This window comes from Streptomyces sp. NPDC026522 (genome assembly GCF_055567555.1).
Window position 1 is genome coordinate 100,045 of sequence record NZ_JBVHQF010000003.1, and the last position, 13,773, is coordinate 113,817.

Consider the following 13,773-nt stretch of genomic DNA (forward strand, 5'->3'; position numbering starts at 1 on the left):
GCTCGGTACGGGTCGGTCAGACGGCGGCGGGCTGCGCCGCGTCCGCGGCCGCGGCCTCCTCGGCCTGGGCCGCCTCCTGCATGAAGGTCCAGTCCCACACGCTGAGCGGCGGATCGACAGACTGGCGGGCGGGGCGGGTGGTGCCGTTGGTGTCCGTGGCGGCGAGGATCTCCTTGAAGACGAGGTCCACGGCCACCGTGCCGACCCGCTTGTCGACGTCACGCTGCAGGCAGACGCCCGTACGGAGTTCCTGCAGGGCCGAGATGACCTTGGCGTCGTTCTCGGGCCGGCCGAGGAGCGGTGCCACCAGGGACGCCTCCTGGGCGGACTTCTGCTTGAAGGCGAACACCGTGTGGATCTGGTTGGCGCCACCGCTGCGCGCCTCGGAGTCCTCGATCTGGACCAGGTCGATGGCCTGCTGCGTGATCAGGACCGTGACGGCCAGGTACGAGCGGCCCTGCTTGAGGGCACGCCGCATCAGGTCCCGGCCGCTCTCGGTCGCGGTGACGACGTACGCCTCGTCGACGAAGAGCGCCTTCGGCCGCAGCCCGATCTCCCCCGTCACCGGGTTCTTCTCGTACCCGACGTCGAGCATCTGGCTGCCCAGCTCCACGACCGCCATCAGCGCCGTGGCGGCCAGGCGTTCGGCGGGGTTCCAGTTGCGCGGGTCCGAGGAGGACGGGGACTGGAAGCCGCGCAAGGTGATGACGGTACGGCGCTTGCGCATCGCGGACAGCGTCTGCGGGCGCTCGGCGAAGGCGAGGCGCGCGTACGGCAGGGTGCGCAGCTCGGTCAGGAGCATCTGGGCCAGTTTGAGCTCCTTGACGGCCTCGCGGTCCCCGCTGGCCACCGCGTGGTCGTAGGCGTTGACGACCTCGTCCACGACCTGCCACAGCGTCGGCCTCGGCACCTTGAGCTCCGCCTCCCTGGCGGTCAGCCCCTGCTCGGTGGCCTGCCGGATCGCGGAGTTGTACCAGCCGACCACCGTCGCCATCGCCTCGATCACGGGCAGCCGTACGCGCTGGTAGTCCTCGTCGCCGAGGAACCCGCGGAGCATCGACTCGGCCAGCAGCCGGCCCGAGGGGACGTCACGGGCGACCACCCACGGGTCGAGCACGCCGGCCTGCCCCTTGAGGAGGTCGACGACCTCGGTCTCGGCCCAGAATTCCGGGTTGACCGGCTGGAAGCGGCTCCGTTCGGTCCCCAGCAGGCCGGTGTCCGCATCGTGCGCGAAGGCCGGGTCGTTCACCTGGGAGCCGAAGGCCAGGTAGTAGCAGAGCTGGGCGAAGTCGGTCTTGGGGTCGATGACCAGGCAGCGCACGCCCGACTCCGACTCCTCGTAGAACTTCTGGAGTGCCAGGGACGACTTGCCACCGCCGGACGCGCCGACGATGGCGAGGCCACCGCCGTCGTTGCGGGCCGGTCCGACGTGCAAGGAGTAGTGGACGGGCATCTTCCCGGCCCAGCCGACGAGGTTGCCCACCCAGCCCAGCCGCCTGCCCGACCGGTGTTCGGGGTTGTCACCGAGCTCGGTGCCCGCCGTCGGCAGGCCGGCGCCCAACTGCTCGACCTCCTGCAGCCGCAGGTACGGCGCGATGGGCAGCTTGGGCGCGTCGCCCGGCAGCTGGGACTGGAGCAGCCGCCACTGCTGGCGGGTCGGCCGCAGCAGGGTGACCTTCAGGTCCTGCTTGAACTGCATCTCCAGCACGCGGCGCCGGCGTTCCAGCTCGGCGAGGTCGGGCGCGGAGATGGTGAAGCGGATCTGCGCCTCCATGCCCGGCATCTTGTGTTCCTCGACGTCGTCGAGGAGGTGCTGGGCCCGCGTGACCTGGTTGGCGAGCTGGGTGCCGGGCGAGCGGCCGGAGTTGGCCATGTCGTTCATCTCGTCGACCAGGTTGCCGCTGATCTTCTTCGCCCGGTCCTTGAACTTCAGGTACGGGATCAGGGTGAACCGCATGTCGATCTCGACCGGGAAGTCCACGTGCTGCGAGGCGTAGCGCGCCCAGGCGGTGGATTGCCGGAAGCGGGTCTCGGTGGGCCAGCTGGCGGCCACGAGCGTCGTCGTGTAGCTGGTGTGCTGTTCGCCGGTGACCTCGTCGTACTGGTGCAGCACGATGTGCGTCTTGTGGTTCTCGCCGGAGAAGTCGACGACGAGGTCGAACTGGTCCGGTCCCCAGGAGCGGGACCCGAGCACCGGCTCCGGCGGTACGGCCAGGTCGCCGTGGAGCGGCTTGCGGATCAGCCAGACCAGCTCCTCGCGGGTCAGCGGCACGCCGTTCAGGCCCTCCAGGCTCTCGTGGACCTCCCGCGCGACCTGGGTCCACTGGGCCAGCACGCCGGGCGACAGGTACTCGTCGTGGACGCCGGTGGCGCCCGCCGCCGCCCGGTCGGCGGTGTCGCGCAGGGCGCGGCCCAGGCCCGGCTCCTCGACCGGGTCGTCCCCGCCGGGGAGCACCCCGCTGCCGTTCGACGCCCGCTTCAGCGAGCCCAGCTTGACCAGCAGGATGTTGCGCTCGCGGGTCGCTCCGATGCGCTCCTGGTACTCCGCCTTGCGGAGGTTGTACGCCTTGTAGTTCTCGGTCGGGTCCCACGCCACCGTGTTGAGCTGCTCGGCCCATTCCACGGCGGTGATCGGCCGGTACACCTTGCGGTAGTGGCACTCGACGTTGCGGTCGCCGCGGGCGAGGTTGAGCAGCCCGCGGGCCGGGCCCTCGGCCATCGCCTGGAGCTCGGTGGCGTTGAGGTACTCGTCGATGGCGGTGGGCAGCACGAGGCCGGTCCACACGGACTCGCCGTGCACGAAGACCATGTCGTCGGCGTAGCGGTAGGGCAGCCGCAGGTCTTCGCGGCGCGTGGTCCGGGCGGCCTGGTTGCGGGGGCCGCCGGTGTAGCGCGTACCGCCGGAGCCCTGACCGCCCTTGGACTTCTTGGAGCCGGCGGCGGCGATGATCATGGCGATCACGAAGAAGGCGACCGCCCCGCCCAGAAGGATCATCATGATCATGAAGGACTCATCCTGCGGTCTCGGAGTGTGCGGATACGGGTACGGGTGCCGGTGCGGGGTGCGCGGCGAGCGGGGCTACGACGTGTGCATGCCCGGCGTACGAGGAACCGTGCCGGGCCGCCGTGGCGCGGGCCTCCTCGTACTGCCGCTGCCAGCGCGGCGATCCCGGCTGCCAGAGGATCACCTGCCAGTGCAGTTCCTCGGGTTCCCGGTCGGCGGCCAGCCCCTGCAAGCGCTTGGGCTGCCACCAGTAGTCGGCCCAGACGACCAGCTGCTGGCTGAGTGTCAGTGCGGAGGGCAGCGGTCGGCCCCACACGAAGTAGACGGCGACCGGCGGCCCCAGGTAGAGCACCGACGTCAGCATCGAAATGCCGAGGAAGGGCAGGAACGCGGAGAGCGAGAGCAGCGCCACCAGCCACAGGACACCGAAGCCGAAGGCCGCGCCCAGGGCGGGCAGCAGCAGGCCCGGGAGCGGGATGTTGCCCCAGTTCCAGATGCGCTTGGGCCGGTTGAGCAGATCCGTGTGGTCGTAGGCGACCATCGGCTCGGGTGCGTCCGATGCGTCCTGTGCCATCAGCCGGTCCCCCTCTCTGACGTGGTTGCGGACCGCGGGTCACGGGTGCGGGCCGGGCGGATGCGATGTGCCGCCGGCCGCTGCCCGGGTCGGTCAGCTCTTGCTGCCGCCGCCACCGATCTGGCTGCCCAGGTCGATCAGCAGACCGGCGAGACCGGTCGCGCCGCCGATGATGAGGGCGGCCAGCGCGATGATGCCGAAGCCCTGGAACGCCTCGCGCAAGCCGTCGCCGCGCTTCATCGACAGCAGCATCCGGATGCCGAGGATGAGCAGGGAGCAGACGGCCACGGTGGTGCCGATGCCCAGGAGGATCTTCTGGATCTCTCCGAACATGCCGTTGAGAGTAGTAGCCGCCAGGTACATGGCGATGTCCTTTCACTGGGACTGCGATACGTGGGAGGGGATACGCCGCGGGATCGCGACACGGGGTTGCGACGCGGGATCGCGACGCGTGGTTGCGTCAGGGGGACTTGGCCGGGGCGGGACCGGGCTCACCGCCGGCCGGAGCACCGGCCGCCGGAGCCCCGGCCGCCGGGGCGCTCTCCTCGGGGGCCGCGGCGGCGGGGCCGCTCGCTCCGGCGTCCGCGATGCCACCCGTCGGGTCCAGGACGCCGCCGTGGATGTCCTTGATGAACCAGCCCTGGGCGGTGTTCACCACCGTCAGCCGGTAGGAGCGCTTCACGGTGGGGGCGGGGGCCGGGGCCCCCTTCGCCCCGGGCGACGGCGCGCCGCCCCAGACGACCGTCACCCGCGCCTGCACCGTCTGGCCCGGGCCGTACTGGACGGCCTTGCCGTTCTCACTGCCCGCCGGTGCGAGCGCCACGACCTCCTGCACGTCGGGCGAGGCCAGTACCCCGGCCAGGCCCGTGGTCGCCGCCTGGGTCGCGTCGGGGGTCGTGAAGCGGGTCAGCCCCGTCGCGTCGGAAGCCGCCCACGCCTTGAAGTAGCCGGGCAGCACCTTCGCCCTGAGCTGGTCGGAGAGCGCCTGGTCGACGACTTCCTTGTCCTGCTTGACGACGGGAACGCTGCCGCGCGAAGGCAACGGCATCTCGCCCAGGTTGCCCGCGACGCGCAGTCCCGACCCGGTGGCCAGGTCCTTCACGTACACCGGCACGGAGAGGGTGGTGGTGCGGCCGGTCGACAGCTTGACCTGGATGCCCAGGTAGCGGCCGTTCGCGCCGTACTCGGGGAGCTCCTCGACGGTCCCGTCCCACTTGGCCTGGCGGACGCTCTGGCTGGCCTGACCGCTCACTCCGCAGTCCCGGTCCACGCCCGACGAGGTGTAGTGGGTCAGCGCGTCGCGGCGCTTGTCGGCGGTCTGCGGGGAGTACGTCATGCAGAGCGTCACGTACTCCTCGGCGAAGGTCGCCGCGGCCTGGGTCGGGAAGTCGGTCAGCCGGTACCGCTCCAGGTCCTTCTCGTCCAGGGCGCCGCTCTGCACCGCGACGGACGACTTGCCGATGACCAGGCCCGCGACACCGCACGAGCCCAGGGCGAAGGCGCAGGTGGTGATCAGCAGGGTCGCCCGCAGGGCCACGTGCGTACGCCGCCCCTGGGCGGGCAGCCGCCCACCCGGACGCGGCACGTCGAATGCCGCGGGCGCCGCGGCGGGCGCGGCTGCCTTGGGCTCCGGGGCGGCGGAGGGCGGTCGGGTCGTCATGGGGTTGGCCGCCGAGGAAACCGGCGCGGCCACGGGGGCCGCGGCGCCGCCGCCCTGCTTGCGGCCCTCGCGCGCCGCCTTCTTCTGTTCGTACGCGGCCTTGCGTTCGGCCTTCTTGGCGTCCTGGGCGGCCCGGTGCGCGGCCTTCGCCCGGTCGCGCTCGTCCTTCTTCGACGGGCTGGCCGGCTGGTCCGCGCGCGGGGGCAGGGCCGGCACGGCCGCTTCGCCCGGGGGCACGGTGCCGGGCCGGGTGGTACGCACCCAGGCCGCGGCCACCTGAGCGCGCGCGGCGTCCGAGGACTGCGGCGCCGGAGGCTGGGCGCCGGTCTGGTAGCCGTACGGAGCGGACACCGGCTGCCGGGGCGGGTGGGGCGGGTGCGTCTGGGCGGGCGCCTGTGCCTGCTGCTCGTCGGCGTGCCCCGCGGGGCCGACCGGCCCCGGCTGCCCGGAAGGCCGGCCCCCGCCGACCCCGCCAGCAGAGCTGTTGTGGTCCGTCATCGAGTCCGTCTCTCCCACGCGTGTGCTCCCCCTCCGCCGGCCGACCGGTTGGCGGGCCCCTGGATTTCAAGCCAGGTGTGCGGAACGGCAGTGTGGCAAATGAAGAGCCCATCACCCTTCCCTTTTTCCCCGCGGGGAAAGAGCGGGGAAAGTCGGGGAAAGTGCGGGAAATCCTCGCGCGGCGGTCCGGGACCCCGGGGCGGCCCGGCCCTCCCCGCGCTCCGCAAGAATGGCGGGTCGTGCCCGGGTGACGGGTGCCGAGCCGTGCCCGACCGTGCGAAGGACGAGAGTTGAGCGACCAGTACGCCCTCCCGCAGCAGAACGTTCCCCCCGCGACGGAGGCCCAGCACGCCTGGATCGACGGCTACGAGCCGGCAAACCCCTGGCAGTCGAAGCTCTGCCTGCGGACTCCGCACGGCACCGTCGCCTATCCCCTCACTCCGCACACGATGCCGGAGCTGCTGGAGGGGCTGGTCATGGTGGCGCAGGCCCAGCAGGGGACGATCGGCATCCCGGCCTCGGAGACCGACGCCCCGGCGGACGACCCGGACCCGGCTCCCAGCCTGCACAACGGCCGCGCCGCCCGCGTGACGGGCTGGGCCCTGGTGCACGACCTCTGGGAGCAGGGCGACCCGACGGTCCGCTTCGTCATGGGCGCGGTGGTGGTCGGCCTGCTGGTCCTCGGGATCATCCTGTCCTGACCCGGATACGGTCGAACGCACGTACCGAGCAAGGACGAGGAGAGCGCGGTGCTCACGGAGACCACCGGCCGCACCGCCCAGGACCTGGCCCCCGAGCTGAGCGCGCCGCCGGCCCCGCGCGGCCCCTCCACGCACGGCGTGACCAACCCCGTGGCCGCCGAGGTGGTGCCGAAGCCCGTGGGCATCGAGCACTGACCACCCCTCGCCCGGCGCACTCCCCGAACCGACAGCCCGCACGGAAGGCTCGACCATGAGCACAGACGACGCCGACGCACAGCAGGCGTCCGACGACGAGGTGGAGTTCCACTTCGCCGATGTCTTCGTCTTCGTCTCCGAATACCTGTCGCAGATGGTGCGGCGCCGGGTGAACGGCTCTACCGCCACGTGGTGTCCGCGCTGGTGGGAGCACCCCGAGGCGGGAGCCCGGCTCTCCGCGCTCTGGCTGGCCTGGGAGCACTTGCGGCACGACCCGGCCCTGGGCATGTCCACCTGGTGGCTCCATCACGCCGATCCGCACCTACGGGTGCTGATGGACGCCGATCTGGGGCCCTTCGCGGCCTGTTCGCCCAAGGACGGACACACAACGTACCCGTTCGAGCCGCTGCCCGTCGACCCGTACGGCCCCGCGGCATCCTCCGTCTGAGCAGGAGCGGTGAAGAGTTCCGGCGACCTCTTCGCGGTTTCTCCGCACGGATTTCGCCGGCTCGGCCGGGCCGGAAGTCCCCTCCTTTCCTCGCCTTTTCCCCGTCTTTCCCCACGGGGAAAAGACGTGCGTCATCGGCCGTCCCTCCCCCTACCGTGTCCGGGCGACCTGACTGAGGGAGGCCCGGGACGGTGGAGTCACCTGCCGACAACAAGCGAAGTGCGGCACTTGCCCTGGCGGTACTGGGCGTTCTGCTGATCGGCGCCCTGGTGGTGTTCACCGTCTTCGACGGAGACGACGACGGCGGTGCGCCGTCGGACGCCAAGGCCCCCACGACGGCCGCCCAGGACAAGGGCGCCGGCCACGGCGCCCCCGCCGGTGACGGGACTCAGCAGACCGGTACCGGTGCCTCCGACGCCGTGCCGGCCATCGTCACACCGGCGGAACTGGCCGAGGCGCACCGGGCGATGGCCGGGTACATGGCGGGACTCAGCACGTACAACTCCACCGACCAGGCCGCGACCTGGGCGAAGCCGCTGCTGGCCCTGACCGTCGGCGGCGACCAGATGAACCAGCTGACCGCGCTTCCCACGGGCAAGGACTGGGCCACCTGCCAGGCGGTGCGCTGCTCGTCCGTCGGCAAGGCGACCGTGGTCCGCGACGCGATGATCGCCGACGAACTCGCCCGCGGCAGTGGCCGGATGGTGTCCAGCGTGGTCTCGCTGACCGCGGTGCGCTCCGAGAACGGCAAGCAGACCCGTACGGAGAACAACTCCTGGCTGGTCAGCGCCCGCAAGGACGGCGGGGCGTGGAAGGTCTCCGCGTTCGACCTCTACGGCCTGGGCAACGTGGGCGCATCCGAAAAAGCTGGGAGTTGAGACCCGATGGTGGCTCCTGCCGTGCTGGCGGCCGCGTCGAAGGCCGCCAAGGTGGCGAGATCGGCCAAGGCGGCCGCCCAGCAGGGGGGCGGCCAGGGCGGTGGCGGCGGTGGCGGCGGCAAGAAGAAGGGCAACGGCAAGTGGCTGCTGATCCTCGGCGGCGGCAGCCTGCTGCCGATCGGCGGTATCGGCTTCCTCGCCATCGTCATGATCAGCGCCCTGGTGGGCGGCCTCGGCAGCGGCGCCGCGCAGGCGGCCTGCGGCAACTACGGCGAGAACGCGGCCGACGGCAACACCGGTGACAAGGCGGCCACCAACCCGATCATGCCGGCCGGCAAGGTCTACATGCCCAGCGATACGGCCCGCAACGAGATACCCCCGCGGATGATCCTGGCCGCGATGCGCGGCGCGGCCCGTTACGAGGGGCTCGACTGGACGCTGATCGCCGGACAGATGTACCAGGAGACCAAGTTCGGCCAGGACCCGTCCGCCGCGCCGGGGGGCAAGAACAGCGCCGGTTACATGGGGCTGCTCCAGTTCGGCGACGACGCCTGGAAGGACTACGGCGACGACGGCAACGGCGACGGCAAGAAGGACCTCTACAACATCGACGACGCGGCGTTCGCCGCCGCCAACTTCCTGCACGCGCTGAAGGCCGAGACGAAGCCCTGGGACGCCCTGCTGTCCTACTCCGGTTCGAAGAAGGACAACACCGTCTACCCCCGCGTGGTCCTCACCCAGGCGGCCCGCTACCGCGGCAACCTCACCGGTGAGAAGAGCCTGATCGAGGGCTGGTACGCCCATCTGAAGACGACCGTCGAGAAGAACCCCGGCTTCCCCACCCTCGGACAGCACTCGGACATCCCCGAGCCGGTCGGCAACGACGCCCAGCCCAATGAGGCGTTGAGCATCAAGGCGTCCTCGCCCCGCTCGTGGTCCACCCCGCCCTACGGTGGCGCCCCCGACCGCGGCCAGGACACGGCGGCCCGGATGGATCCGGCCGCCTTCTCCCGCCCGCTGCTCAAGCCGGCCGCCGACCCGCAGCCCGCGGGCGGCAAGGACTGGCAGTGGCCGCTGAAGCAGGGCACGTACCAGCTCGGCACCAAGTACCACGAGAGCGGCCCCCATTGGAGCCTCGGCTACCACACCGGGCTCGACCTGGTCGCGCCCAGCGGCACCCCGATCTACGCCCCTGCCGACGGCAAGGTGGTGAAGGCGGGCAACGGCGGCTCGTACGGCAACGAAACCGACATCGAGCACGCGAACGGCGTCATCACCCTGTACGCGCACCAGACCAGCATCTCCGTCTCGGTGGGCAGCACCGTCAAGCGCGGCGACCAGATCGGCACGGTCGGCGCCACCGGCAACGTCACGGGCCCGCACCTGCACTGGGAGGTACGCCTCCCCGGCGTCGACAACCCCTTCGTCCCCGGTCAGGACAACGGTCCCGGCATGGTCGACCCGGAGGACTGGCTCAACGGCAAGGTCTCGGCCAACCCCGACTACGGCACGGTTCCCGGCGGCGCCGGCAGCCAGGGCAAGGACGCCACGTACGCCGACTGCGCCAAGAACGGCAAGGGCACCGCGGTGCCCCCGGACGGCGCCGGCGTGACCGGCGTACTGCCGGCGGCCGACGACCCGGTCGTGCGGGCGGCGCTCCGCTGGGCGCAGCGGGGCATCGGCCAGCCGTACGTCTGGGGCGCTCCCCGGCTGCAGGGCGACAACCCCGTCTCCTTCGACTGCTCCAGCTTCACGCAGTGGATCTACTACCAAGCCAGCGGCCACAAGATCAACATCGGCGGGACCACGTACGAGCAGGAGGACCGGCTCCGTCCGTACAAGATCGATCTGAGCCAGGCCCAGCCCGGGGACCTGATCTTCTTCCACCCCAGCAGCGCGGGTTCCGAACACGTCGGCCTCGTGTGGGACCCGGCCGGCAAGAAGATCCTGCACGCCCCCCGCCCCGGCAAGAACGTCGAGTTCAGCACCTGGGACGTGCAGGACCAGATCACCGCCGTCTACCGGGTGCCGATCCCGCCGGGCACCGACCCCAGCGAGGCCGGAGGCGGCGAGAAGCATGCGTAGCGGAAAGGGATGCGACGACATCCCGGAAGGAAAGTCCTGACCATGACCGTCCAACAGCAGAAGAAGCCCCGCTCCGAGGAGGACTGGACGATCGAGATCGTCCTGCTCGTCGGCTCGGTCCTGGCCCTCCTCTGCGGCGCCTGGCTCGCCGCCCGCCTCGGTGCGACCTTCGCCGGCCAGCCGGCCCCGCCGGGCAACCCCTTGTCCTTCGCGGTGGCCCTGGCCAAGGGCGACTACGCGTGGCCGAACGGTGCGGCGAACGCCGTCGCGGCGGCCGAGGCACTGCTGCTCGCCGCTGTCGCGACCGCCGTGTACCGGATCCGCCGGCGCCTGCGCGACAAGCCCGATGTGGACAGCGCGGCCCGCCATCTCGCCCAGGGTGAGGAACTCGGCAAGCTCACCATGAAGGGCGCCGCCGCGACCGCCGAGCGGCTCGGCGTACACGGCAACGTGCCCGGCGTCTTCATCGGCCGCTCACTGCGGGGACGGCAGCCGCTGTACGGCTCCTTCGAGGACATGCACATCGACATCTGGGGCCCCCGAACCGGCAAGACGACCCGGCGCGCCATCCCCGCGATCCTCGACGCCCCCGGCGCGGTACTCGTCACCTCCAACAAGCGGGACATCGTCGACGCCACCCGCGGCCCCCGCGCGGCGCGCGGTCCGGTCTGGGTCTTCGACCCCCAGCAGGTGGCACAGGAGCCGCCCGCTTGGTGGTGGAACCCCCTGTCGTACGTGACCGACGTCGCCAAGGCCCGCAAGCTGGCCGACCACTTCGCGTCGGGTTCACGGGACGCCGACGCCGCCACGGACGCGTTCTTCGACCCGGCCGGCCAGGACCTGCTCGCCAACCTGCTGCTCGCGGCGGCCACGGCCAAGTCCCCGATCACCCAGATCTACACCTGGCTGGCCAACCCGAAGGACGACACCCCGGAGCGCATCCTGCGCGGCGCGGGACAGCTGATGCCGGCCGACTCCCTGGCCGGCGTGATCACCGCGCCGGACAAGCAGCGCAGCGGCATCTACGGCGTCGCCCAGCAGATGGCGTCCTGCCTCATCAACCCCGACGTCAACCGGTGGGTGACGCCCACCTCCCACCACGACGACCGCCCGGAGTTCGACCCCCACGAGTTCGTCCGCAGCGACTCCACCCTCTACTCGCTCTCCCGGGAGGGCAGCGACTCGGCGGGCCCGCTGGTGACCGCACTGACCGTGGCCGTCGTCGAGGCGGCCGAGGAGTACGCCACCACCCAGCGCGGCGGCCGGCTGGCCCGCCCGCTGGTCGGGGTCCTGGACGAGGCGGCGAACGTCTGCCGCTGGCGCGCCCTGCCCGACCTCTACTCGCACTACGGCTCGCGCGGCATCGTCCTGATGACGATCCTCCAGTCCTGGGCCCAGGGCGTCGAAGTCTGGGGCGAGCGCGGCATGGAGAAGCTCTGGTCGGCCGCGAACGTACGGGTCTACGGCGGCGGCGTCTCCGACACCCGCTTCCTCGGGGACCTGTCGGAGCTGGCGGGCGAGTACGAACTGCGGGAGTACTCCACGACCCGCCAGGCGGAGCCCGGCGGCTGGTCCGGCAACCGCTCCGTGAACGAGTCCGTCCGCCGCGACCGCGTCCTGAAGGTCTCCGACCTGAGCGCGATGCCCCCGGGCCGGGCGCTCGTCCTGGCCTCCGGCACCAAGCCCGTCCTGGTGGAGACGATCCCCTGGTGGCAGGGCCCCCACGCCCGCGCGGTCCAGGCCTCCCTGACCACCCACGACCCGGGCGCCCGCGCCTGACCCGCAAGACGGTGCGCATCCCTCCAGAGGCCGGCTCCCACCTCTGGAGGTGCGCCCGACCGGGTCCCTGGCGGAGAACAAGCAAAAGCCCCAGGTCACGGCGAGTGAGTCCTGGGGCTTCCACAGAGCCGCCTTCGGGATTCGAACCCGAGACCTACGCATTACGAGTGCGTTGCTCTGGCCAACTGAGCTAAGGCGGCACCGCTGGGACGACAAGAATTCCCCCGGAGAGGTGCTCTCATCAGCAGCGGCGCCAAGTCTACAGGGTTGAACGGGGTGCCCCGAACCGGGTTGTGCAGAGGGGGGTGGCGGGGGTCAGCAGCGCTTCGCCGGGGGTGGGGGGGTGCCCTCCAGGAGGTAGCGGTTGATCGCCGTGTCGATGCAGTCGCTACCGCGCCCGTACGCCGTGTGGCCGTCGCCGTCGTAGGTCAGCAGGGTGCCCGAGTCGAGCTGGTCCGCGAGGCCCTTGGCCCACTTGTACGGGGTCGCCGGGTCGCGGGTGGTGCCGACCACCACGATCGGCGCCGCGCCCTTCGCGGTCAGCCGGCCGGCCTGGCCGGTGGCCGGCACCGGCCAGTACGCGCAGTTCAGCGAAGCCCAGGCCAGCCCCGCCCCGAAGACCGGCGAGGCCTTCTCGAAGGACGGCAGCGCGGCCTCGACCGCCGCCGGGCCGCTGAAGGCCGGGGGCTGGTCCAGGCAGTTCACGGCGGCGTTCGCGAACATCAGGTTCGCGTACTTGCCGTCCGGCTCCCGCTCGTAGTAGCTGTCCGCCAGCGCCAGCAGGCCCGAGCCGTCGCCGCCCAGCGCGGCCGTGAGCGCCTCGCGCAGCTGCGGCCAGGCGCTCTCGTCGTACAGCGCCGCGATCACCCCGGTCGTCGCCAGGGACTCGCCGAGCGGCCGGCCCGCGTCGCCCGAGGGCAGGGGCTGGGCGTCGACCTTGCGGAAGAACTCCTCCAGCCGTTGCGCCACCGCGTCCGGGGATCCCTGGCCGAGCGGGCAGCCGGGCTGCTTCGCGCAGTCCTTGGCGAAGGAGCGGAAGGCCGTCTCGAAGCCCTCGGTCTGGTCCCGGTTCATCTCCAGTGCCGACCGGGACGGGTCCATCGCGCCGTCCAGGACCAGCCGGCCCACGCGGCCGGGGAACAGGTTCGCGTACGTCGCGCCGAGGAAGGTGCCGTACGACGCCCCGACGTACGTCAGCTTCTCGTCGCCCAGCACCGCCCGCAGCATGTCCATGTCCCGGGCCGCGTCGACGGTCGAGACGTGCGCCAGGATCCGCCGCGAGTGCGCCTGGCAGCCCGCCGCGAACTCCTTGAACGCCGCCACCAGCAGCGCCTGCTCCGCCTTGTCGTCCGGCGTCTGGTCCACCTGGGTGAACCTGTCCATCGCCGGGCCGGTCAGGCACTCCACCGGAGTGCTGCGGTCCACCCCGCGCGGGTCGAAGGACACCATGTCGTACTGGGCGCGCACCGCCGCCGGGTAGCCGATGCCCGCGTACGCCTGGAGGTACCCGATCCCCGATCCGCCGGGGCCGCCCGGGTTGACCACGAGCGAGCCGAGCCGCTTGCCCGGGCCCGTCGCCACCCGGCGGGCCACCGCCATGTCGATCGCCTGGGCCGAATCAGGGGTTCCCGGGTCCGCGTAATCCAGGGGAGCCTTCATCGTGGAGCACTGGAAGCCCGGCACACCGCAATCACGCCAGCTCAGCTTCTGCTCGTAGTACGGACGCAGCGCCGCCGGTACGGATCCCGGCGCGCCCGGCGACGCGGACGCCCGGGGCTCGCCCAGCCCGCCGGAGGTGCATCCGGAGAGCAGCAGCCCGGCAGCCGCGATCACGGTTCCGGTCGTACGCAGCAGGCGGCTGGTGTCCATGCGGTGAGCCTACGACCTGCCGGGCGCCCGGGACCGCGCCGTGCCAGCCGCTACGGGGGCCCGCCGGCCGCCGACCGCCCGG

The 13,773-nt window shown here is 71.8% G+C and carries 11 protein-coding genes and 1 tRNA gene; 6 read left to right on the forward strand and 6 right to left on the reverse strand.

The features are described 5' to 3' along the window. Positions 1-16: 16 nt before the first annotated feature. From ACZ4M3_RS08830 to ACZ4M3_RS08845, 4 genes are all read right to left on the reverse strand, one after another. A complete protein-coding gene (locus ACZ4M3_RS08830) occupies positions 17-3,004 on the reverse strand; it encodes an ATP-binding protein (RefSeq protein ID WP_467730922.1) in 2,988 nt (995 codons plus the stop codon). A 7-nt stretch (positions 3,005-3,011) separates the two neighbouring features. After that, positions 3,012-3,578: a hypothetical protein gene (locus tag ACZ4M3_RS08835; RefSeq protein WP_467730923.1), complete on the reverse strand. Its 567-nt coding sequence runs from the start codon at positions 3,576-3,578 to the stop codon at positions 3,012-3,014. Positions 3,579-3,671: 93 nt separating this feature from the next. Next, entirely contained in the window at positions 3,672-3,911 is a 240-nt protein-coding gene (locus tag ACZ4M3_RS08840) for a hypothetical protein (RefSeq protein ID WP_467730924.1), read from the reverse strand. Positions 3,912-4,038: 127 nt separating this feature from the next. Further along, positions 4,039-5,754, reverse strand: a complete 1,716-nt coding sequence (locus ACZ4M3_RS08845; protein ID WP_467730925.1) for a conjugal transfer protein — start codon at positions 5,752-5,754, stop codon at positions 4,039-4,041. A 272-nt stretch (positions 5,755-6,026) separates the two neighbouring features. On the opposite strand from ACZ4M3_RS08845, the gene ACZ4M3_RS08850 reads away from it, so the two are divergent. The 6 genes from ACZ4M3_RS08850 to ACZ4M3_RS08875 all read left to right on the forward strand — a co-directional run bounded on the left by ACZ4M3_RS08850 (position 6,027) and on the right by ACZ4M3_RS08875 (position 11,822). Continuing rightward, positions 6,027-6,437, forward strand: a complete 411-nt coding sequence (locus tag ACZ4M3_RS08850) for a hypothetical protein (RefSeq protein WP_467730926.1) — start codon at positions 6,027-6,029, stop codon at positions 6,435-6,437. Positions 6,438-6,485: 48 nt separating this feature from the next. Next, a complete protein-coding gene (locus ACZ4M3_RS08855) occupies positions 6,486-6,632 on the forward strand; it encodes a hypothetical protein (RefSeq protein ID WP_467730927.1) in 147 nt (48 codons plus the stop codon). A 55-nt stretch (positions 6,633-6,687) separates the two neighbouring features. Continuing rightward, positions 6,688-7,080: a DUF4913 domain-containing protein gene (locus ACZ4M3_RS08860; RefSeq protein ID WP_467730928.1), complete on the forward strand. Its 393-nt coding sequence runs from the start codon at positions 6,688-6,690 to the stop codon at positions 7,078-7,080. 191 nt (positions 7,081-7,271) lie between these two features. Beyond that, a complete protein-coding gene (locus ACZ4M3_RS08865) occupies positions 7,272-7,958 on the forward strand; it encodes a hypothetical protein (RefSeq protein WP_467730929.1) in 687 nt (228 codons plus the stop codon). 6 nt (positions 7,959-7,964) lie between these two features. Then, positions 7,965-10,043, forward strand: coding sequence for a peptidoglycan DD-metalloendopeptidase family protein (locus ACZ4M3_RS08870; RefSeq protein WP_467730930.1), 2,079 nt, complete (start codon positions 7,965-7,967; stop codon positions 10,041-10,043). A 42-nt stretch (positions 10,044-10,085) separates the two neighbouring features. After that, positions 10,086-11,822: a type IV secretory system conjugative DNA transfer family protein gene (locus ACZ4M3_RS08875; protein ID WP_467730931.1), complete on the forward strand. Its 1,737-nt coding sequence runs from the start codon at positions 10,086-10,088 to the stop codon at positions 11,820-11,822. 126 nt (positions 11,823-11,948) lie between these two features. On the opposite strand, the gene ACZ4M3_RS08880 is transcribed toward ACZ4M3_RS08875, so the two are convergent. Beyond that, positions 11,949-12,022, reverse strand: a tRNA-Thr gene (locus ACZ4M3_RS08880). A gap of 115 nt (positions 12,023-12,137) precedes the next feature. Then, positions 12,138-13,691 carry an alpha/beta hydrolase gene (locus ACZ4M3_RS08885; protein WP_467730932.1) on the reverse strand — a complete coding sequence of 518 codons (1,554 nt, stop codon included), beginning with the start codon at positions 13,689-13,691 and terminating at the stop codon, positions 12,138-12,140. Positions 13,692-13,773 lie beyond the last annotated feature (82 nt).